The 21583-nt window shown below is 68.3% G+C and carries 16 protein-coding genes and 1 pseudogene; 6 read left to right on the top strand and 11 right to left on the bottom strand.

Features of this window, described 5'->3' with window-relative positions; translation table 11 throughout:
* Positions 1-12 precede the first annotated feature (12 nt).
* From AKG07_RS17265 to AKG07_RS17295, 7 genes are all read right to left on the bottom strand, one after another.
* A complete protein-coding gene (locus AKG07_RS17265; protein ID WP_053099018.1) occupies positions 13-1446 on the bottom strand; it encodes a GH1 family beta-glucosidase in 1434 nt (477 codons plus the stop codon).
* On the bottom strand, positions 1443-3677 hold the full coding sequence (gene yicI, locus AKG07_RS17270) for an alpha-xylosidase (protein WP_053099019.1): 2235 nt from the start codon (positions 3675-3677) through the stop codon (positions 1443-1445). The genes AKG07_RS17265 and yicI overlap by 4 nt, the downstream gene beginning before the upstream one ends.
* Positions 3677-4564, bottom strand: a complete 888-nt coding sequence (locus tag AKG07_RS17275) for a carbohydrate ABC transporter permease (protein ID WP_198032385.1) — start codon at positions 4562-4564, stop codon at positions 3677-3679. Before AKG07_RS17275 ends, yicI begins: the two co-directional genes overlap by 1 nt.
* Positions 4564-5529 carry a carbohydrate ABC transporter permease gene (locus tag AKG07_RS17280; protein ID WP_150115167.1) on the bottom strand — a complete coding sequence of 322 codons (966 nt, stop codon included), beginning with the start codon at positions 5527-5529 and terminating at the stop codon, positions 4564-4566. Before AKG07_RS17280 ends, AKG07_RS17275 begins: the two co-directional genes overlap by 1 nt.
* Before the next feature lie 58 nt (positions 5530-5587).
* Positions 5588-6895: an ABC transporter substrate-binding protein gene (locus AKG07_RS17285; RefSeq protein WP_053099021.1), complete on the bottom strand. Its 1308-nt coding sequence runs from the start codon at positions 6893-6895 to the stop codon at positions 5588-5590.
* 123 nt (positions 6896-7018) lie between these two features.
* A complete protein-coding gene (locus AKG07_RS17290) occupies positions 7019-8032 on the bottom strand; it encodes a LacI family DNA-binding transcriptional regulator (protein WP_053099022.1) in 1014 nt (337 codons plus the stop codon).
* A 210-nt stretch (positions 8033-8242) separates the two neighbouring features.
* On the bottom strand, positions 8243-8701 hold the full coding sequence (locus AKG07_RS17295; protein WP_053099400.1) for a GNAT family N-acetyltransferase: 459 nt from the start codon (positions 8699-8701) through the stop codon (positions 8243-8245).
* Positions 8702-8880: 179 nt separating this feature from the next.
* Between AKG07_RS17295 and AKG07_RS17300 the strand changes: the two genes are divergently transcribed.
* Entirely contained in the window at positions 8881-11100 is a 2220-nt protein-coding gene (locus AKG07_RS17300) for an NADP-dependent isocitrate dehydrogenase (protein WP_053099401.1), read from the top strand.
* A gap of 115 nt (positions 11101-11215) precedes the next feature.
* On the opposite strand, the gene AKG07_RS17305 is transcribed toward AKG07_RS17300, so the two are convergent.
* Positions 11216-12730 (bottom strand): L,D-transpeptidase family protein, encoded by a 1515-nt coding sequence (locus AKG07_RS17305; protein WP_230101198.1) that lies wholly within the window; start codon positions 12728-12730, stop codon positions 11216-11218.
* Positions 12731-12830: 100 nt separating this feature from the next.
* Complete coding sequence (locus tag AKG07_RS17310) at positions 12831-13238, bottom strand: RidA family protein (RefSeq protein WP_053095391.1); 408 nt, start codon at positions 13236-13238, stop codon at positions 12831-12833.
* A 25-nt stretch (positions 13239-13263) separates the two neighbouring features.
* On the opposite strand from AKG07_RS17310, the gene AKG07_RS17315 reads away from it, so the two are divergent.
* From AKG07_RS17315 to nagB, 5 genes are all read left to right on the top strand, one after another.
* Positions 13264-14481, top strand: coding sequence for an alanine racemase (locus AKG07_RS17315; RefSeq protein ID WP_233277294.1), 1218 nt, complete (start codon positions 13264-13266; stop codon positions 14479-14481).
* A complete protein-coding gene (locus tag AKG07_RS17320) occupies positions 14472-17726 on the top strand; it encodes a family 20 glycosylhydrolase (protein ID WP_053095393.1) in 3255 nt (1084 codons plus the stop codon). The genes AKG07_RS17315 and AKG07_RS17320 overlap by 10 nt, the downstream gene beginning before the upstream one ends.
* A gap of 79 nt (positions 17727-17805) precedes the next feature.
* A complete protein-coding gene (locus AKG07_RS17325; protein ID WP_053095394.1) occupies positions 17806-18993 on the top strand; it encodes an ROK family transcriptional regulator in 1188 nt (395 codons plus the stop codon).
* Positions 18994-19051: 58 nt separating this feature from the next.
* Positions 19052-20017 (top strand): ROK family protein, encoded by a 966-nt coding sequence (locus AKG07_RS17330; RefSeq protein ID WP_171821895.1) that lies wholly within the window; start codon positions 19052-19054, stop codon positions 20015-20017.
* On the top strand, positions 20010-20789 hold the full coding sequence (nagB, locus tag AKG07_RS17335) for a glucosamine-6-phosphate deaminase (protein WP_053095395.1): 780 nt from the start codon (positions 20010-20012) through the stop codon (positions 20787-20789). Before AKG07_RS17330 ends, nagB begins: the two co-directional genes overlap by 8 nt.
* Before the next feature lie 12 nt (positions 20790-20801).
* On the opposite strand, the gene AKG07_RS17340 is transcribed toward nagB, so the two are convergent.
* Both AKG07_RS17340 and AKG07_RS17345 read right to left on the bottom strand, forming a co-directional pair.
* Positions 20802-21209 (bottom strand): NUDIX hydrolase, encoded by a 408-nt coding sequence (locus tag AKG07_RS17340; protein WP_053095396.1) that lies wholly within the window; start codon positions 21207-21209, stop codon positions 20802-20804.
* Positions 21202-21582: pseudogene (locus AKG07_RS17345) on the bottom strand (FAD-binding oxidoreductase); the annotation flags it as partial. The gene AKG07_RS17340 and the pseudogene AKG07_RS17345, both read right to left, overlap by 8 nt.
* Position 21583: the final 1 nt, after the last annotated feature.

The following is a 21583-nucleotide window of genomic DNA, read 5'->3' on the forward strand; positions in this document are numbered from 1 at the left end:
GAGTGCGGTGCCTCAGGCGCCGATCGTCCGTGAGGCGATCAGCTGTCGATACCAGTGCCCCGAGTCCTTGACGGTGCGTTCGAGCGAGTCGAAGTCCACGCGCACGATGCCGAATCTCTTGGCATAGCCGTAGCCCCACTCGAAGTTGTCGAGGAGCGACCACACGAAGTAGCCGCGCAGGTCGACACCGCGCTGGATCGCACGATGAGCGGCCGTGAAGTGCCTGCGCAGGTAGTCGGTGCGCTCGGGATCGGGGACGGAGCCGTCCTCAGCCACCTCGTCGTCGAACGCCGCCCCGTTCTCGGTGACCATGAGCGGCTGCGACGGGAACTGCTCCGACAGCGAGACGAGCAGCTCCTCCAGTCCCTCGGGCGCGATGTTCCATCCCATCGCCGTGTACGGCCCCGGCTGCTCGACGAACTCGACCAGCTGATCGCTGCCCGGCCACGCCGTGCCTCCGGCCGTGCCCTTGTGCCCGTCGTTCTGCTGCTTCTCCGACACCCCGTCCCACAGGCGGACGGTCGCCGTCGAGTAGTAGTTGACCCCGAGCACGTCGATCGGCTGGTTGATCGTGGCGAGGTCGCCATCCTGTACGAACGACCAGTCGGTGACCGATGCCGTGTCGTCGAGGAGGTCTGCGGGGTACTCGCCGCGCAGCATCGGGTGGGTGAAGGCGCGATTCGCGAGACCGTCGATCCGGCGCATGGCCTCGTCAGCGCCGTCGCCGACGCCGCGCAGGACATGGAAGTTCAACGTCACCGAGTAGTCCGGGTCACCGGTCGACGTCGCCCGGAGCGCCTGGATGGCGCGCCCGTGCGCGAGGTTCAGGTGGTGCACGGCCGACAGCGCGGAGGCGGGCTCGTGACGACCCGGCGCGTGACCGCCCTGACCGTAGCCCAAGTAGGCGGAGCACCAGGGCTCGTTGAGCGTGGTCCAGGTGTGCACCCGGTCGCCCAGTGCTGCGCCCATGATCGACGCGTATCGCTCGAAGGCATCGGTCGTGGCGCGAGACGTCCACCCGCCCGCATCCTCGAGGTACTGCGGAAGATCCCAGTGGTAGAGGGTCGCCACGGGGCGGATGCCGCGCTCGAGGAGTCCGTCGACGAGACGCGAGTAGAAGTCGATGCCCGCCTGATTGACTCGTCCGTCTGCCGCAGGGACGATGCGCGGCCAGGCGATCGAGAATCGGTAGGCCTGCAGTCCGAGATCCGACATCAGGTCGAGGTCCTCATCGACGCGATGGTAATGATCGCAGGCCACATCGCCGGTGTCGCCGTTCCACACCTTGCCCGGCGTTCGGCTGAACGTGTCCCAGATCGACGGCGTCCTGCCGTCCTCGTCTGCGGCACCCTCGATCTGGTACGCGGCGGTCGCCGATCCGAACGTGAAGCCCTCGGGGAGGACGAGTCCGGATCCGCGGTAGTCATCGGCGGGGGAGAGAGTCACCGGGTCACCTCCGTCAGGTCGGTTTCGTAGATCTTCTCACGGCCGTCGGGGCTCGTGACCGTCACCGTCGTCGACCCCGATCCGCCGGGGAACACGCGCAGTCGCAGGCCGTCGTGATAGTCGTAGTCCGGCCGATCGGTGCGGGCGCCCCAGGGGAGCGCGGTGCCGGGGCGCACGTACAGCGGCAGTGAATCGAAGGCATGGGTCTCCCGGCGCCATCCGCCACCCGCGACCGTCTCTCCGGTCAGCAGCGACGTCCACTCGCCCTCCGGGAGATAGAACTCCACCGTTCCGTCCTCCGAGAAGACCGGCGCGACGAGCAGGTCAGAGCCCAGCATGTACTGCCGGTCGAGGTAGCCGACGGCCGGGTCGTCCGGGAACTCCAGCTGCATCGGACGCATCACCGGCAGCCCGGTTCTCGAGGCGATGATGCCCTGCTGATAGAGGTAGGGCATGAGCTGCATCTTGAGGTGGGTGAAGCGCCTCGTCACGTCGACGGCCTCCTCGTCGAAGGCCCACGGCACCCGGTACGAGCTCGAGCCGTGGAAGCGGGAGTGCGAGCCGAGCAGGCCGAACGCCGTCCAGCGTTTGAAGACCCCGGCATCCGGAGTGCCCTCGAAGCCCCCGATGTCGTGACTCCAGAAGGCGAAGCCGCTGAGCGCCAGCGACAGCCCTCCGCGCAGGGTCTCGGCCATCGACGCATAGGTCGAGGTGGAATCCCCGCCCCAGTGCACCGGCATGCTCTGTCCGCCCGCCGTGGCCGAGCGCGCGAACAGCACGGCGTCATCCGCGCCGCGGGCGTCGACGAGCACGTCGTGCACCGCGCGATTGTAGAGATCGGTGTACAGGTTGTGCATGCGCTCGGGGTCGGAGCCGTCGGCCCAGACGACCTCGGTCGGGATGCGCTCGCCGAAGTCGGTCTTGAAGCAGTCCACGCCCTGGTCGATCAACCCACGGAGCTTCGACTGGTACCAGGCGGTGGCCTCGGGGTTCGTGAAGTCCACGAGACCCATACCCGCCTGCCACAGGTCCCACTGCCAGACCGATCCGTCGGGGCGCTGCACGAGGAAGCCCTGATCGGCGGCCTCGCGGAACAGCGGGGAGCGCTGGGCGATGTAGGGGTTGATCCAGACGCAGACGCGCAGGTCCTTGTCGTGCAGTCGCGACAGCATGCCCTCGGGATCGGGGAACACCCGCGAATCCCAGACGAAGTCGGTCCAGTTGAATTCCCGCATCCAGAAGCAGTCGAAATGGAACACCGACACCGGCAGCTCCCGCGCCGCCATCTCGTCGATGAACGAGTTGACGGTCTGCTCGTCGTAGTCGGTCGTGAAGCTCGTCGACAACCAGAGCCCGTATGACCAGGCGGGAACCACCGGCGGCCGTCCGGTGAGAGCCGTGTAGCGCGAGAGCACCTCCTTCGGCGTCGGACCGGCGATGACGAAGTACTCGAGCACCTCGCCCGAGACCGAGAACTGCACGCGCTCGACCGATTCCGAGCCGATCTCGTACGACACGTGACCCGGATCGTTCACGAGAACCCCGTACCCGCGGTTCGACACATGGAACGGGATGCTCTTGTACGCCTGCTCGCTCGAGGTCCCGCCGTCGGCGTTCCAGATGTCGACCGACTGACCGTTCTTCACCAGCGGGCCGAAGCGCTCGCCGAGGCCGTAGATGAGCTCGCCCACTCCCAGGTCGAGCTGTTCGTGCACGAAGACGGATCCGCTGGGGGTCGAGCCGCCCTGGCGGGCGTTGTCGACGATTCCGGCATCCACCTGCGCGTCCGGAGCGAGCCGGACGTAGCCCTGGGCCTTGTGCCCGCTTCCGGTCACACGCCTGCCGTCGACCTCGAAGGACAGGCCCCACGGCGCACCGTGGGTGATCCGCGCCACGAGCGAACCGGCATCCAGGACGCCGCCCGCCTCACTCACGGACACGGAGGCGGCCCCCGCTCCTGCGCCGGGGAGGCCGAATCCGCCGTGCCAGCGGCCGCCTTCGTGGTGTGCGATGCGCACGCGCACCACCCCTTCGGCGGGAGAGGAGAGCGTGGTCGTGAGCACGGGACGGTTCAGGGTGTCGCCGCGCTTGGCGATCACCATGGTGGGCGCCGTGATGACGATCCCTCGCCCGTCGGGGGTGTCGGTGGTCTCGGCGATGTCATAGGCCTCCTGCGCGTACAGCGCGGTGACCCCTGGACGCAGTTGCCAGAACCCGTCGGTGAACTTCATTACTTGACTGCTCCTGCCGTGATGCCGCGCGTGAGGGTGCGCTGGAAGATGAGGAAGAAGATGAGCGTGGGGATGATGCCGAGCAGCGCTGACGCGCTCGTCGTCGTGACGTCCATGAGCCGGTCGCCCTGCAGCACGCTGATCGCCACGGGGACCGTCTGGTTGGCGTTCGACGCGAGGAAGGTCAGCGGGATCAGGAACTCGTTCCACGTCCAGATGAAGAAGAAGATGAGCAGCACCGACAGGGTCGGACGGCTGATCGGAAAGACGACCCGCCACAGGATCTGCCAGCGGCTCGCGCCGTCGAGAGACGCCGCCTCGAGGATCTCCTTCGGGAACGTCCCGTAGACCGACGACAGCAGATACGTGCCGAACGCCGCCTGGATCACGGTGAAGACGATGATCACCGACCACACGTTGTCGTACAGGCCGACGGACTTGAACATGTAGTAGAGCGGGTAGAGGAGGGCCTCCTGGGGCAGCAGGTTCGCGAGCAGGAAGAGCAGCACGATCCAGCTGCGTCCGCGGACTCGCCCGATGCCGATCGCGAAGGCGTTGAGCATCGAGATGACCACGGCGAGGACGGAGACCACGCCAGCGATGAAGAGCGAGTTCCAGACCTTCTCGGGGAAGTTCACCCTCTCCCAGAACTTGATGATCCCGCCGAAGTCGAGGGTCTCGGGGAACGCCAGCGGACCCGACGTCGCGTAGTCGACCGGCGACTTGAACGAGTTGACCAGCACGAGGTAGAACGGCGCGATGATCAGCAGCGCACCGATCACGACGAGGGCGAGCATGAGCCAGTCGATCGGACGCTTCTTGGTCATGCCGCCGCGCGGACGGCTGGTGGCCGGCTTGCCGGTGACGATGGCGGTGGTGGCGTGCATCAGAGACCCGCCCTTTCCTTGCGCTCGAGCGAGTTCTGCACGCGGATGAAGATGATCGACACGATCACCACGACGATGGTCAGCACGGTGGCGATGGTCGCGCCGTAGCCGACGTTCCGCTTCGTGAAGAACTCCTGGTAGGCGTAGTACGCGGGCACCAGGGTGGCGCCTGCGGGGCCGCCGCGGGTGATGATGTAGACGGGGCCGAAGACCTTGAGTGCCGCGATCGTGCAGGTCAGAGTGACGACGAAGATCTCCGGGCGGATGATGCTCATCGTGATCGCCGAGAATCGCTGGAACCAGTTCGCGCCGTCGAGTTCGGCGGCTTCGTAGAGCTCAGGGTCGACGCGCTGCAGCGCCGCCATGAAGACGACCACGGGGTAGCCGAGCTGCACCCACACCATGACGACCATCAGCACGATGAGGGCCGAGGGCATCTGGCCGAGCCAGTCGTAGGCGGGGATGCCGAACCATCCGAGGATCTGGTTCAGCGCGCCGTCGCCACCCGGCCGGACGATCCAGCCGATCACGATGCCGGCGACGGCGATCGGGAGGATCTGGGGGAGGTAGTACGTCGCCCGCAGGAAGCTGCCCACCTTGCCGCCGAACTTGCGTCCGACGACGTCGAAGAGAAGGGCGGCGACGATGAGACCGACGATCGTGGGCACCACGACCATGGCGACGATCATCCACACCGAGTTCGTGAACGAGGTCCAGAAGTCGCTGTCGGTGAGGATCTTCTGCCAGTTCTCGAGACCGATGAACTCCGGTGCGCGGACGCCCTTCCACTTCGTGAAGGTCAGATACACGTTCCAGATCAGCGGGACGATGACGACGACGAGGAGCAGGACGAAGCCCGGGAGCAGGTACATCCAGTAGGCGCCGGTCCCACCGCTGCGCTGCGGGATCGACGGCTCTTCGGGCGGCAGCTTCGTGCGGCCCTCGCGGCGGGTGACGAGTGACATGTTCATCTCCAGGAGGATGCGGGGGCGGCGACGTGCGGTCGCCGCCCCCGCGAGTGGATCAACGGAATTCGGCCGTGCCCTCGTCGTACTGCTCGCCGAGGTTGGTGTTGGTCGTCTCGGCGTCCTGCGTGCCGGTGATCAGACCCTGGAGCTCCTGGACGATCACGTCGTAGAAGCCGGGGGCGGGCCAGTCGGGGTAGAACGAGAGTCCGTCGGCGTCGAGCACGCCGTTGAACGTCTCGATCAGGGCCGCGCTCTTCTCATCGGTGATGTCGGCGGTGTCTGCCGCGACGGGGAGGCCGCCGTTGTTGCCGATGATCGCCTGGATCTCCGGCCGCATCGTGATGTCGATGAACTCGTACGCGAGCTCCTTGTTCGCGGCGTTCTCGGGGACGACCCACAGGTTGCCGGACGAGCCGAGCGAGAGATCCGCTCCAGGGAACGCCGTCATCGTCCAATCGAAGCCGGTGGCCTCCGAGACGAAGCGTCCGAACCACCAGGAGCCCGAGACGAAGATCGGCGAGGTGCCGTTGATGAACGAGACACCGGCGTCCTCGGCCTTGACCGATGAGACGTCCGAGGCGATGTAGCCCTTGTCGACGTATTCCTGGAGCGTCTCGGAGGCGGCGGTGACCTCCGGGCCCTGCCAATCGACCTCTCCGTCGTAGAGCTGATAGGAGTCGACGAAGCCGCGGTCCCCCTCGAGCAGCGCGAGCTGATACCACAGCTGTCCGAGTGGGTACTCCGCACCGGCCTCGGCGAGAGGGGTGACTCCCTGTGCGACGAACGCGTCGAGCACGTCGACGAACTCCTCGTAGGTGGTGGGGATCTCGAGCCCTGCCGCGGCGAACGCGTCCTGGTTGTAGTAGACGCCGACGAACTCGCCGTAGTTCGGGACTCCGAACCACGTGTCACCGCCCATCACACCGTCTTCGGAGTACTTCGCGGTGGTCTGGAGAGAGGGTGCGAGCTTCTCGTCCCACCCGTACTCCTCGACGGCGTCGGAGATGTCGGCGATCAGGCCGGTGGAGGCGAGGAAGCCGGCCGTCGCGTTGCCCTTGTTGAACTCCATGAGGTCGGGGGCGGCGTCTGTGTCGAGCACCTGACTGGCGGTCTTCTGGATCTGTTCGAAGGACTTCTCCTCGAACTCGACCTTCGCGCCGGTCTCCTCCTCGAAGATCGCGATCGCCTCGGCCCACGCCTTGCCCATCGCGCTGTCGGCGCCCTCGTAGTGCCAGAGCTTGAGGGTGTCGCCGCCGCCCCCCTCGTCGCCGGAACCGGCGGTGCATCCGCTCAGGGCGATGCCTGTCGCGGTGAGAGCGGCGAGAGCCGCCAACGTCTTCGTCCTGCGGGTGGTGCGTGCCATCGTCGGCACTCCTTTCTCGGTGGCCCTGGGGCCGGACACTTCAGTGGGTCGGGTGTTCAGTTGTGATGAGGCGATCGTCGAAGCGTTTCGATAATCGCGATGCGGCTGCGTGGTCGACGCCCGTCACTCCCGAGCGGGAGCGACGGAGCCGGCGGACTGGTATTCGGGTGGGATCAGGTGGATCTGCGCGGGCAGGCCCGGTTCCTCCAGGCGTCGCACCGCGAGGTCGACGGCGAGCTCGCACGACCTCTGGGGTACGAGCGGGATCGTGTCGATCGGGACGACGAGCGCAGACGTGTCGAACGATGCGGCCGCCGAGATGACGGAGACGTCTTCTCCCACCGTCAGCCCCTGGGACGAGATCGTCTCGAGGAGGACGTCGTGGACGTCGCCGACGGCGTGGACGATGAAGGCGCGGACGCCGCGCTCCAGCGCCAGCTCTGCGGCCGCGCGCACGGAGGAGGCATCGGTGGTCGTGACGCCCGTCGTCACCCAGTCGAGGTCGACGCCCCGCTCGGCCGCTCGCTCCTGCACGCCGAGGAGCAGGCGACGAGGGAAGTTCGACTTCCGGTAGGAGACCTCGGTCTGGCCGAACAGCGTGACCGACGTGTGTCCGGCATCGGCCAGTCGATCCACCGCGAGATGCCCCGTCGCCTCGAAGTCGAGGTCGACACAGGTCAGATCGCGGGCGTCGTCGGGGATGCCGATGAACACGGTGGGGGAGCGCAGGGAGCGGGCGATGTCCACGCGCTCGTCGTCGGGGGCGACGTCGAGCACGAGGATGGCGTCGACCAGATTGCTCGCGGCGACGCGGTTCATGCCCTCCGACGCCTGCTCGTCGGTCAGGAGGAGGATGTCGTAGCCTCGGCGCCGCGCGGCGACCGCGGTCGCGAGCACGAACGCCATGTGGGTCGGGGCGTGCGTGTCGGCGCGGAGGGGCTCGGTGAGCCCGAAGATCTGAGTGCGGCGCCCGGCGAGCATCCGTGCTCCGGCGTCGGGTTCGTAACCGAGCGTGTGCACCGCGTCCTCGATGCGGCGTCGCGTCTTCTCGGAGACGGGGCGCTTGCCGCTCAGAGCGTAGGAGACCGTGCTGATCGACACTCCGGCGGCTTCTGCCACCTCGTGGATCGTCGTCATCAGGACTCCATCGTCGCTCGGTTCATATCGTCGAAGCGTTTCGCTCACGCTTCTGACAGCGATGATAGGCACGGTTCGACGCTGGGCGCAACCTTTTTGTGGTCACTCGCAACAAATCGATCGCGGAGAACGCGGGAGCGGTCCCATCGATTCACCGGACAGGGCGACGGGGCCTCGATGGGGGAGGGGATTCGAGACCCCGCCGCCGGTCTACGAAGGGATGCGGATCTGAGCGATGACCTCGGAGTACTCGGTCTCGCCGACAGGGGTGAAGCCGACACGCAGGAAGAATGCTTCGGGGCCGTCTTCTCCGGCCTCGTAGATGACGTTGACGTGGTCGAATCCGCGGACTCGCGCCTCTTCGATGAGCTGCTCGACCGCGAAGCGACCCACGCCCTTGCCCTGGTCATCGGCGTCGACGTTGATGCGCCACAGCACGGAGCGGAAGTGCTCTTCCGGGGCGTCGGCGTCGAAGTTCGCACTGACGAAACCGACGACCTGGTCGTCGTCGAGGACGACTCGCTGCCAGGAGGTCTGGGGATTGATGACGGTCGCGGCGATGCCGTAGGACACCGGAGCGAGGAACTGCTCCTGTCCGGGCTTGAGCGACATGTTGTTCACGGCGACGATCGTCGCAGCGGAGAGTTCGACCATGCGCAGTTCGGACATGATCACAGGCTAGCCCCTCATCGGGTCGCCGCGCAGAAACCTCGACTTTCGTCAGGGGTGCAGCTCTGCGGAATGCCGGAAGTCGATGTCCACCCCGCCTCCCGGCGAACGTGCGTCGGGAGCGGCTCAGGTATCTTGGTATCGAGACAAATATGCCCTCGCGAACGGAGAACCTCCTGGTGACCGACGACGCCATCATCTACACCTACACGGACGAGGCTCCGGCTCTCGCCACCGCTTCCTTCCTGCCGATCATCAAGGCCTACACGGGGCAGGCGGGCATCGAGGTCGAGACCCGCGACATCTCGCTCGGCGGACGCATCCTCGCGGCATTCCCGCAGAAGCTCACCCCGGAGCAGCAGGTCGGCGATTCCCTCGCCGAGCTCGGTGGCCTCGCCACGCTCCCCGAGGCGAACATCATCAAGCTGCCGAACATCTCGGCCTCGATCCCGCAGCTCAAGGGCGCGATCGCCGAGCTGCAGGCCCAGGGCTACGACATCCCCGACTTCCCGGACGAGCCGACTTCTCTCGAGGAGAAGGACGTCCGCGCCCGCTACGACCGCATCAAGGGCTCAGCGGTGAACCCTGTGCTCCGCGAGGGGAACAGCGACCGTCGGGCACCTCTGGCCGTGAAGAACTACGCGAAGAAGCACCCGCACCGCAACAAGCCGTTCGCCGAGGGATCGAAGACCCGCGTCGCGACGCTCGGTCACGACGACTTCAAGCACAACGAGCGCTCCTGGGTCGCGGCCCATGACGACGTCCTGAGCTTCCGCCACACCGCCGCAGACGGCACCGTCACGATCCTCAAGGAGGGGCTGAAGGTCCTTCCGCGCGAGATCATCGACGCGACGTTCCTCTCGGCCGCGCACCTCGACGCCTTCCTCGCCGAGACGCTCGAGACGGCGAAGAACGACGACGTCCTCTACTCGGTGCACCTCAAGGCCACCATGATGAAGGTCAGCGACCCGATCATCTTCGGTCACGTCGTGAAGGTGTTCTTCAAGGACGTGTTCGCGCAGTACGGCGACAAGCTGGCCGCCGCGGGACTCAACCCCAACGACGGTCTCGGCTCGATCCTCTCGGGCCTCGGTGATATCGCCGACGGCGACGAGATCGCCGCAGCGTTCGACAGGGCCATCGCCGAGGGGCCGCGTCTCTCGTACGTGAACTCCGACAAGGGGACCACGAACCTGCACGTCCCGAGCGACGTCATCGTCGATGCCTCCATGCCCGCGCTCGTCCGCAACGGCGGCAAGCTGTGGGGCAAGGACGGCGGCGAGGCCGACACGCTCGCGGTGATCCCGGACTCCTCGTATGCGAGCGTCTATCAGGCGGTCATCGACGATGTGATCGCCAACGGCCCGCTCGACCCCGCCACGATCGGCACCGTGCCGAACGTGGGCCTCATGGCCCAGGCGGCTGAGGAGTACGGCAGCCACGACAAGACGTTCGAGATCGCCGCCGCAGGCACTGTTCAGGTGCTCGACAGCGAGGGCACCGTGCTGATCGAGCACGAGGTCGGCGCGGGTGACATCTGGCGTGCGACGCAGACGAAGCACATCCCGGTGATGGACTGGGTCAAGCTCGCCGTCTCCCGCGCTCGCGCCACGGGCGTGCCCGCGGTGTTCTGGCTCGATGCCAACCGCTCGCACGACGCGCAGATCATCGCCAAGGTGCACCAGGGTCTCGCGACGCTCGACACCAAGGGCCTCACGATCACGATCCTCGCTCCCGAGGAAGCCACTCGCTACACGCTGGCGCGGATGCGCCACGGCCTCGACACCATCTCGGTGACGGGCAACGTGCTGCGCGACTACCTGACCGACCTGTTCCCGATCCTCGAGGTCGGCACCAGCGCGAAGATGCTGTCGATCGTCCCGCTGCTCGCCGGCGGTGGCCTCTTCGAGACGGGCGCCGGCGGATCGGCCCCCAAGCACGTGCAGCAGCTCGTCGAGGAGAACTACCTGCGGTGGGACTCGCTGGGCGAGTTCTTCGCGCTGGCCGCGTCGCTCGAGCACTTCGCCGACCGCACCGGGAACGAGAAGGCCCGGGTCCTCGCGGAGACCCTCGATGCGGCGACCGGAACGTTCCTCGAAGAGGACCGCTCCCCGGGCCGCGCTCTCGGCACGATCGACAATCGCGGCAGCCACTTCTACCTGGGTCTGTACTGGGCGCAGGAGCTGGCGAAGCAGACGAAGGATGCCGAGCTCGCCGCGTCCTTCGCACCGATCGCCGCCACGCTCGCCGAGAACGAGGAGAAGATCGTCTCCGAGCTCAACGCCGTGCAGGGCAAGCCCGTCGAGATCGGCGGGTACTACCGCCCCGACGACGCGCTCGTCACCGCAGTCATGCGCCCGTCCACCACGCTGAACGGCATCGTCGACGCGCTGAGCTGACGCAGATCACAGAAGAAGGGGCCGGATGCGAGAGCATCCGGCCCCTTCTTCGCGTGATCCCTCCGCGGAATCGACGACGCGTCGCGTGCGGGGATCTGCTCGGTGAGAGCGGGGATCAGTAGTGGACCGCGACCTCGAGGCCCACGGGCGACCATTCGTAGACGTACCGGGCGACATCGATCGGCATGTTCACGCAACCGTGGCTGCGGGGATTGCCGAAGTCGTTGTGCCAGTAGGTGCCGTGGAAGCCCTCGTCGCCGTTGAAGTAGGTGACCCAGGGGACGTTGGGCGTCTCGGTGATCGAGCCGTCCGGCTCGCGGCTCTTCATGGTCTGCTCGCGCACGTGCGCGTAGACGCGGAAGTTGCCGGTGTCGGTGGGTGTCGCGCTCTTGCCCGAGGAGATCGCCCAGGAGCGCACGACCGCGCCGTTCTCGATGAGGGTCGCGGTCTGCGACCCGAGGTCGACATCGATCTTGCGCACGAGGTTGACGGACTCGAACGGCGTCTCGGTGACCTCGATGGGGAAGATGCCCTCGCCGGCCTCGAGCTTCGTCGCGACGTCTGATGCGAGGGCAGAGGTGTCGCCGATCGCGCGACCGCTCACTCCCTCGGCCTCGGTGCGGAGGATCTTGCCGGCCGAATCGACGATGTTCGTCGCGTTGACCGGGGCCCGGTCGACGGCCGCCGGGAGGGCATCGATCGTCGCCTGGATCGAAGCCTCGTCGGCGACCACGCTGAGCTCGCCACCGTCGTCGACGACGGAGATCCAGGTCGAGGCGGTCGCCGCGTCCACGGGCACCGTGCGCTCTTCGCCGATGTAGAAGCCGATCGAGCCGAGCATCGTGTTCAGTGAGGTCGCGAAAGCCGTGGCATCTTCATCAGTGATCGCCGGCGCGGCTTCGGCCGGGTCGCCGGAGAACTCGAGGCTCGTGCCACCGTCCGCGATCGTGTCGACGATGGCGGCGGTGAGACCGTCGAGGTCGACGGCCGTCCCGGTGGCTGAGGGGGTGATCGCGTAGCCACCGCCTGCGGCGTCGAAGACGACGCCGGCATCGACCGCGTCTTCGAAACTCGACGGCACGGCCTCACGCAACGCGGCCTCGGCCGTCGCGGGATCGAGAGTGATCTCGCCGGCGACGGGTTCACCCATCCAGGCGGTCACGTTCCAGAGCGGACGCTCCGCGAAAGCGGCGTCCGCGAGTGCGGTCGCGTCGATCTCGGCGCCGAGATCCGCTCCCGTCAGCACGGTGTCGCCGCCTGCTCCGGTCAGAGTGACCTCTGCATCGGCGACGTGGGCCTGGATCGTGTCGGCCGCGGCACCGGGCGTGAGCCAGCCGACGGGAATCCCGGCGACCGTGGTGCCCGGCGCGATCAGGATCATCGAGGCGGCGGCCGTGCCCAGGGCCAGCGCGCCCACGCCGAGGCCGATCCACAGGCCGAGGCGCTTCTTCTTGGGAGCCGGTTCGATCGGCGCCCAGGCGAGTTCCTGGTCGCCGCTGCGCGGCGGCTGGGAGTCGGTGGGTGCGTCGCCGGAGTCGGCGGGCGCGACAGGATTCGGCTGGTCGCCGGAGGCGGTCGCCTCGGTCAGCTTCTCGGTCTTCGCATCCTGCGCTGAGATCAGATCGGTCACGAACTCACCCCCCGGTTTCTCACGTGTCCTTAGCGATATGCTACGCGATCGCTGATAACGAGGAGGCAACGGTCCGTGGACCGCGGAAATTCCCGATGCGTCAGTCGCTGATGACGGCGAGGCCGTCGATCTCGACCAGCATCTCCTCGCGGGGGAGGCCCGTGAAGACGGTCGTGCGCGAAGGCAGGACCCCGCTGGTGGTGTGCGCTGTCACGAACGCGCCATACGCGTCGTTCATGATCGCGAAGTCCTCGCGCTTGGTCAGGTAGACGCGCAGCATCACGACATCGTCGAATGTCGCGCCGGATGCCTCGACGATCGCCTTGACGTTCTCGAGCGTGCGCGTGGTCTGAGCCGCGACATCGCCGGGGAAGAGGTATTCGCTCGTCTGGGGGTCGACAGGGCCCTGCCCGGAGACCTGCACGATCGGGCCCTTTCGGATCCCCTGCGAGAAGGTGTGAGCGGGAGCGGGGGCGGCGTCGGTCGACACTCGGATCTTCGCGGTCATGCGACCAGCCTAGTAGCCTTGTTAGATGCCTCTACAAATCCCGGATCCTGTTCTCGGCACCTGGGCGAAGGGTTTCCCTCCGCGTTCCGCGGGGCTGCGGCTGTCGGAGGTACCCGACGCGGGCCTGCACCTGTCCGATCTCGTGACGCCGGTGCTGACGGTCCACGAGGCGGCGCTCTCCCACAACGAATCGACCGTCTTCGCCTGGGCGGCGGAACAGGGAGTCGTCCTCGCACCGCACGGCAAGACGACGATGGCGCCGGCGCTCTGGCAGCGGCTGCTCGATGCCGGCGCATGGGGGATCTCCGTCGCGACGCCGTGGCAGGCCGAAGTCGCGGTGGAGGCAGGGGTCTCCACCGTGCTCATCGCGAACGCCGTCACGGATCGTGGCGCCGCGCACCACCTCGGCGCTCTGCTCGCTGCGGCGGCCGATCTCCGGATCCTCTGCTGGGCGGACTCCGTCGAGACCGTCGGCATCCTCGCCGACGCGCTTCACGACGCCGAGCGTCCTCTCGACGTGCTCGTCGAACTCGGTGGCCGGGGCGGGCGCACGGGCGCACGCAGCGTGGAAGAGGGGGAGCGCATCTCCCAGGCGATCGTCGCGGCCCCCGGTCTGCGGCTCGCCGGAGTCGCCGGCTACGAAGGACCGTTCGGTCCCGACCGGTCGGAGGCGTCTGTCGCCGCCGTCGACGCCTATCTGTCCACACTCGTCGACCTGCACCGTCGCCTCGAGTATCCGCCCGGCGTTCGGCCCGTGCTCAGCGCAGGAGGCAGCGCCTTCCCCGACCGGGCAGCGGCGATCCTGGCCCCTCACGGAGCGGATGCCGACATCGTGCTGCGGTCGGGTGCGTTCCAGATCCACGACGACGGCTTCTACTCGCGCATGTCGCCGTTCGGCGCCCTGACATCGACGGCGCCGCTGCGTTCCGCCATGCACGCGTGGTCGCGCGTCGTCTCGCAGCCCGAAGAGGGACTCGCACTGCTGGACGCGGGCCGTCGAGATGTGCCGTTCGACCTCGACCTGCCGGTCCCACAATCGGTCGAGGGGCGGATCACGGCCCTGAACGACCAGCACGCCTTCCTCGCTCTTGCAGACGGGGCGGATGTCTCCGTCGGCGACGTCGTGCGTCTCGGGCTGTCGCATCCCTGCACGGCTTTCGACAAGTGGCGCGTGGTGGCGGTCATCGACGACCCGGATGCGGCGGACCCCCGGGTGATCGGAGCGGTCGCGACATGCTTCTGAGCACCGAGAAGCCCGTGCGCGTGTACCGAGGCGTCACCGTGGTCGACGGCACCGGAGCCGAGAGGTTCGCGGCCGACGTCGCGGTCGAAGGAGCCCGCATCGTCGCGGTGATCCGCGACGGAGATGAGAGGGTCCTGGAACTGCCGGCGGATGCGGTGGAGGTCGCGGGGGTGGGGCGGGTGCTGGCTCCCGGGTTCATCGACATGCACGCGCACAGCGAGCTGGCCGTGCTGCAGGGAGCAGCCCACGACGCGAAGATCCTCCAGGGCGTCACGACGGAGGTGCTCGGCCAGGACGGGCTCGGCTATGCCCCGCTGGACGACGCGACGGCGGCGGTGATCCCGGCTCAGATCGCGGGCTGGAACGGCATGCCGCCCGCCGTCCCCTGGCGTTCGATGGATGACCTGCTCGCTGCGATCGACTCGGCCGCGGTGGGCAACGCCGCGGTCCTGGTGCCGCAGGGCAATCTGCGCATGATGGTGGTCGGTCACGAGAACCGGGCGGCCACACCTGCGGAGATCGCAGCGATGTCCGGCATCCTCGGCGCGGCGCTCGACGCAGGCGCGTTCGGCATGTCGAGCGGATTGACCTACACCCCGGGGATGTACGCCGACACGGCGGAGCTGGAAGCGCTCTGCCGAGTCGTCGCCGAACGCGGCGGCTACTGGGCGCCCCACACCCGAAGCTACGGCGGGGGAGCCCTGGACGCCTATCGGGAGGCGCTCGACATCGGCCGTCGCACCGGGTGCCCGATCCATCTCACGCATGCGACCATGAACTTCGCTCCGAACCGCGGGCGTGCAGCAGAGCTGCTCGCTCTGGTCGATGAGGCGCACGACGACGGCGTCGACGTGACCCTCGACACCTACCCTTATCTTCCCGGTGCCACCACGCTCGCGGCGCTGCTTCCGAGCCGACTGGCCGAGAGCGGCGACCTGCTCGCGACCCTCGCTGCGCTCGATGAGAGCGGACGCGAGACCGTCCGCGTCGAGCTCGAGGAGATCGGCTGCGACGGTTTCCACGGGGAGCGTGCCGACTGGTCGGCCATCCAGATCTCCGGCACCTCGTCGCCCGAACTCGCGGACCTCGTCGGACGGACCGTCGCGGAGATCGCCGAGTCGTCCGGCAGGCGCTCGGTCGACGTGGTGCTGGACACGATCCTCGAGGATGCGGGGGCCACCGGCATCCTGATGCACATCGGCGACGAGGAGAACGTCCGCACGATCATGCGGCACCCGCGGCACAGCGGCGGCAGCGACGGGATCCTGATCGGCGCGAGACCGCATCCGCGGGGCCGAGGGACCTTCCCGCGCTACCTCGGGCACTACGTGCGAGAACTCGGGGTGCTCTCCCTCGAACAGGCTGTGCAGCACCTGTCCGGCACGCCGGCGATGCGGCTGGGCCTCGACCGGGGTGACGCGCCGCGGGGTGTGATCCGCGAGGGAGCGACGGCCGACCTCGTGCTGTTCGATCCCGAGACCATCACGGCGGGGGCGACCTTCGATGCTCCCCACGAGGCGCCGATCGGCGTCGACGAGGTGCTCGTCGGCGGTGTGCCGGTGGTGCTGGCGGGACACGCGTCCGGTGCGACACCGGGTCGAGCGCTGCGAATGACGCCCGCCGCGCATCGTGCCCCGGTCCCGAACATCCCGTCGGTGATCGATCCCGCTGCCGAGCCGTTCGAGTGGACGGTTCACACCCCGGTGTCGGCCCCGGAAGCGCTCGTCGCGAGCGCATCCCGTCTCGGCGAGCATCTCGAAACCGGGAATGCGGCATCCGCGATCACGCTGAGGATCGACGAGTCTCTCGCGGGGGAGCCGTTCGCTCGAGGGCGTGTCGGCGCCGAGGCATTCCGCGTGACGGTGACCGCCGACGGAATCGACGTCGCGGGGGCGAGCGCGGCGGGCGTGTTCCGGGGCGTCACGCTGCTCCGGCAGCTGCGCGAGCCCGGCTCCGATCGCGCTCGGATCCCCGCAGGAACATGGCAGTCTGCTCCGGCTCACACCTGGCGGGGGGTCATGCTCGATGTCGCGCGGCACTTCCGCCCGGTCGAGGACCTGATGCGACTCGTCGATCTGATGGCCGACCACCATCTCACGGTGCTGCACCTCCACCTCACCGACGATCAGGGCTGGCGCTTCGAGGTGCCGGGTTATCCGCTGCTCACAGAGGTGGGCGCGCGCCGCGAGGAGACACAGCGGGGCCACGGGCCGCACGCCACAGTGGTGCCGGGGCTGCACGAGGGTCATTACACGGATGCGGAGCTGCGCGACCTGGTCGCCTACGCCGCGGAGCGATTCGTGACGGTCGTGCCGGAAGTCGAACTGCCCGGGCACATCCAGGCGGCGCTCGCCGCGTACCCCGCGCTCGGCAACACGGATGCGAGCGAGCGCGCTGTCGCGCCGTGGTCGCACTTCGGCGTGAACCCTCGCACCCTCGCGCCGACGGATGACGCCCTCGCGTTCGGGCGCGCGGCGATCGACGCCCTGTGCGACCTCTTCGACTCTCCGTGGATCGGCATCGGCGGCGACGAGGTGCCGGTCACCGAGTGGGCGCAGAGCGCCGCTGCGCGCGAGCGGATGGGCGAGCTCGGTCTCGCGACTCCCCACGACGTGCAGCCCTGGTTCACCGATCACTTCGTCGCCCACCTCCGCAGCCGTGCGCGCATCGCCCTGGCATGGGACGAGGTGCTCGAGGGCGATGTCCCCGAGGGTGTGCGGATCCTCGCGTGGCGGGGTCCCGTCGCGATGCGCGAGGCGCTGAGGTGCGGCATCCCCGTGATCGCGTGCCCCGACCTCGAGGTGTATCTCGACTACCCCCAGTCGGAGTCGGCGGAGGAGCCGATCCGGGTCGGCCCGCCGCTGCCGATCGAGCAGGCCTACACGCTGCGCATCGAGGACGGCGCGGTCGGCGGACAGGCCAACGTGTGGACCGAGCACCTCCCGACGAGAGATCGGGTCGACTTCGCGATGTTCCCTCGTCTCGCAGCGATCGCCGAACGGCTGTGGGACGGCGGCGAACCACCCTCGTATGAGGGGTTCGCGCGACGTCTTCCCGTCCATCTCAGACGCCTCGCCGAGTCCGGTGTGCGGTATCGTCCTCTCGACGGTCCGACGCCCGTGCAGAGGCGTCCTGGAGTGCCGGGGAAGCCTCTGACACGCGAGGCGCGGCAGGCGATAGTCGCGGGCCTCGTCGAAGGCCTGGCGGACTCGTCGGGCACCGCCGCCGGAGTACTCTCGGCATAATGTAACGTTTCCGTAACCCTCCCTGTGCTAACTGTGGCAGGGGTTGCGAAATTTTTGTTCGTAAGGTCTACTAACAAACATGTCCGTATCGGATGGATCGCGTCCTTCGACGTCGCCAGATTACGTCGCCGCGAGCGCGCACGCCTTCGGCCCGGGGCGCCACCTGCGCTCTCGCTCGAAGGTGCTCCCGGAACACGCTCGCGGTCACAACCGCGCGCTCGTGCTGCAGACGCTCTATCACTCGGGAGCGATGAGTCGAGCGGACCTCTCTCGCGAGACCGGCCTCACTCGGGTCACCATCTCCGACCTCGTCGCGGAGTTCATCTCCGACGGCATCGTCGTCGAGATGGGAGTGCGCGAGACGGTCGGACCGGGCAAGCCTCCGATCCTCATCGACATCGACCGAGTCGGGCACCAGATCATCGGGATCGATCTCTCCGGCCCCCATGCCTTCGTCGGCGCTCTGCTCAGCCTCGACGGCGACGTGCTCGAGCGCCGTGAGGTGCCGCGACCCGAGAGCGCAGACGGCGACGCCGCCTACGCCGCCACGCTGGAGCTGGCCCGAGCGCTCGCCGATACGGCCACGCAGCCCATCCTCGGCGTCGGGATCGGCAGCCCCGGTGTCGTGCGTCCTGACGGCGTCGTGCTCAGCTCGCCCAACCTCGGGTGGAGCAATCTCCCTCTCGAGGCGAAGCTGGGCGTCGATCTCGATCTGCCGGTCCTCGTGCGCAACGACGCCAACGCCGCGGTGCTCGCCGAGTACACGTTCGGCGAGGCGAAGGCCGACTTCATGCTCATCAAGATCGGTCGCGGAGTCGGAGCCGGCGTCATCACCGGCAGCCAGCCGCTGCTCGGCAGTCGCTTCGCAGCGGGCGAGATCGGCCACGTCGTCGTGGGCACCGACGGTGGACCCCGCTGCGCGTGCGGCAAAGACGGCTGCCTCGAAGCGTGGCTGAGTGAGACGCGGCTGCGTCCCGCCATCGCAGACGCCCCCGGATCGCGCGACGAGATCCTCCGCGATGCGGGCACCCGCATGGGCATCGCGATCGCCCCGATCGTCGCGGCACTCGATCTGTCCGAGGTCGTGCTCTCGGGTCCTGAGGATCTGCTCGACGGCGTGTTGATCGACGCCGCGGTCGAGACCCTGCACGCGCGCACGCTCGAGGGCGTCTTCGAGGACGCGCTCATCCGCCGCACACACCAGGACGACATCGTCCTGCGCGGTGCCGCCGTGATGGTGCTGTCCAGCCAGCTGGGCGTCTCGTGATCCGTACCGGCGGGAGCGACCGCGTCCACGAGCCGAAGACGAGCAGGGGCACCATCCGATGACGGATGCGCTCGCCGTCGACCTGTCCGGTCGGCCCATACGAGTGGGCCTGGACGTCGGCGGAACCAAGATCGATGCCGTCGCGGTGTCCGCGGACGGAGACATTCTGGCGCGCCTGCGCCGACCCACCGGCTGGGGTGAGGAGGCAGTCGTCGTCAGCATCCTCGAGACGGTCGATGCGCTCGCCGACGAGGGAGGATTCGCTCGCTCGTCGGTCAGATCGGTGGGCGTCGGGATCCCCGGGCTGGTCGACGCCGACACCGGTCGGGTGCTCCATGCCGTGAATCTCGGCGTCGAGTCCCTGGATCTCGCCGGGCGCGCCGGTCGACAGCTGGGTATCCCCGTCCGCGTGGAGAACGACGTGAAAGCGGCCGCCCTCGGGGCTGCGGTGCTGCGCGGCGTCGACGGGTCGATGGCCTATCTCAATCTCGGCACCGGGGTCGCTGCCGGGATCGTCGTCGACGGCACGATCTGGCGTGGCGCGCGAGGCACGGCCGGCGAGGTCGGGCACCTCTCGGTCGACCCGAACGGCCGTCTCTGCGGCTGTGGACAGCGCGGCTGCATCGAGACCTTCTGCGGCGGAGGCGCGCTCGCCCGAGCCTGGGATCGTCCCGGTGCGCTCCCGGTGCGCGACATCTTCGACGCAGCCGACACCGGTGACGAACGGGCGCTCGCGCTCCGCGCCGATCTCTTCCACGGCGGGGCCGCGGCGGTGCGTGCGCTCGTGCTCTCCGCCGACGTCGAACGCGTGATCATCGGCGGCGGCCTCACTTCGCTCGGCGACAGGCTCTACACGGGCATCCGCGACGCTCTCCGGTCCGATGCCGAGGCCTCGCCCTTCATGCGCTCGCTCCACCTGGACGACAGGATCGAACTGCTCCCTGCCGGCTCTCCCGCCGCGGCCTTCGGGGCCGCGGTCGTCGGCGCAACCACCCCCTCTAAGGAGACCGTTTCCCATGGCTGAAGTCGTCATCGTCGAGAACGCAGAAGCGGCAGGCGCCCTCGTCGCCGCCGAGATCGTCGAGCTGATCGACGGACGTGCGGATGCCGTGCTCGGCCTCGCCACCGGTTCGACGCCCCTCCCCGTCTACAAGGCGCTGCGAGACAGGCTCGCGGGTCGCGACGTCTCGCAGGTGCGCGGTTTCGCCCTGGACGAGTACGTGGGGATCGACCCCGCTCATCCCGAGAGCTACCGCTCGGTCATCACCCGCGAGGTCGTCGAGCCGCTGGGGCTCGACCCGCGACGGATCCATGTGCCCAACGGCGCACAGGCCACCATCCAGCACGCAGGTGACGACTACGAGACCGCGATCGATGCGGCCGGAGGAGTGGATCTGCAGATCCTCGGCATCGGCACCGACGGACACATCGGCTTCAACGAACCCGGCTCGTCGTTCGCCTCGCGCACGCGCGTGAAGACCCTCACCGAGCAGACCCGCGAAGACAACGCTCGCTTCTTCGACTCGATCGACGACGTGCCCATGCACTGCATCACCCAAGGGCTCGGCACGATCCTTCGCGCTCGGCACCTCGTGCTGCTCGCCTTCGGAGAGGGCAAGGCACAGGCCGTGGCGGATGCCGTCGAGGGGCCGCTGTCGGCCATCCTCCCGGGTTCGGCGATCCAGCTGCACCCGCACGCGACCGTCGTCGTCGACGAGGCCGCGGCGTCCCGGCTGAAGCTCGCCGACTACTACCGCTACACCTTCGCGAACAAGCCGAGCTGGCAGGGGATCTGACGCGGTCGGCTCTCAGGGCCGAATCGTCGGCCACGCCAGCGGCAGCAGGTGCTCGATGCTGAGCGGCGCCAGCGGCAGCGTCTCGGCATCCGCGGGTGTGATCCATCGCAGCTCGGCGAGCTCCGCCTGGACGACGACCTCCGCCGCGGCGATGGACACCGAGAACGCGTCGGCCACGACTCGGTGACCGGGCTCGTTGGCCGCCTCGGAGACGAACGTGCCGAGCGGCTCCAGATCGCCCCCATCCAGGCGAAGGCCGAGCTCTTCGTGCAGCTCGCGGATCAGCGTCTGCGACGGGGTCTCCCCGGGCTCGGGCTTGCCGCCGGGTTGCATGAAGCGCGTCGTGCCCTGCTTGCGCACGACGAGCACCCTGCCGGCGTCATCGACGATGACCGCGGCGCTGACGTGGATGTCAGGCATCGGGAGCGAAGACCTTGCCGGGGTTGAGGATTCCCAGCGGATCGAACACCCGAGTGATCTGACGCTGCAGCTCCCACTGGTCGTCTCCGAGCTCGTCGGCCAACCAGCGGCTCTTCAGCGTTCCGATGCCGTGCTCTCCGGTCAGCGTGCCGCCGAGCGCGATCGCGGCCCGGAACAGCTCGTCCGCCGCCGCCCAGACCTCAGCGGGAGGCTCTGCGCCCTCGAAGATGAAGTTCGGATGCAGGTTGCCGTCGCCCGCGTGAGCGACCGTGGGGATCGCCATCGAGTAGGCCTTCTCGATGCGGGCGATCTCGTCGAACATGGCGGGCATGGCGCTGCGCGGCACCGACACGTCTTCGATGAGGGTCGTGCCG

Origin of the sequence: Microbacterium sp. CGR1, from assembly GCF_001266755.1 — a bacterium.
GTDB lineage: Bacteria > Actinomycetota > Actinomycetes > Actinomycetales > Microbacteriaceae > Microbacterium.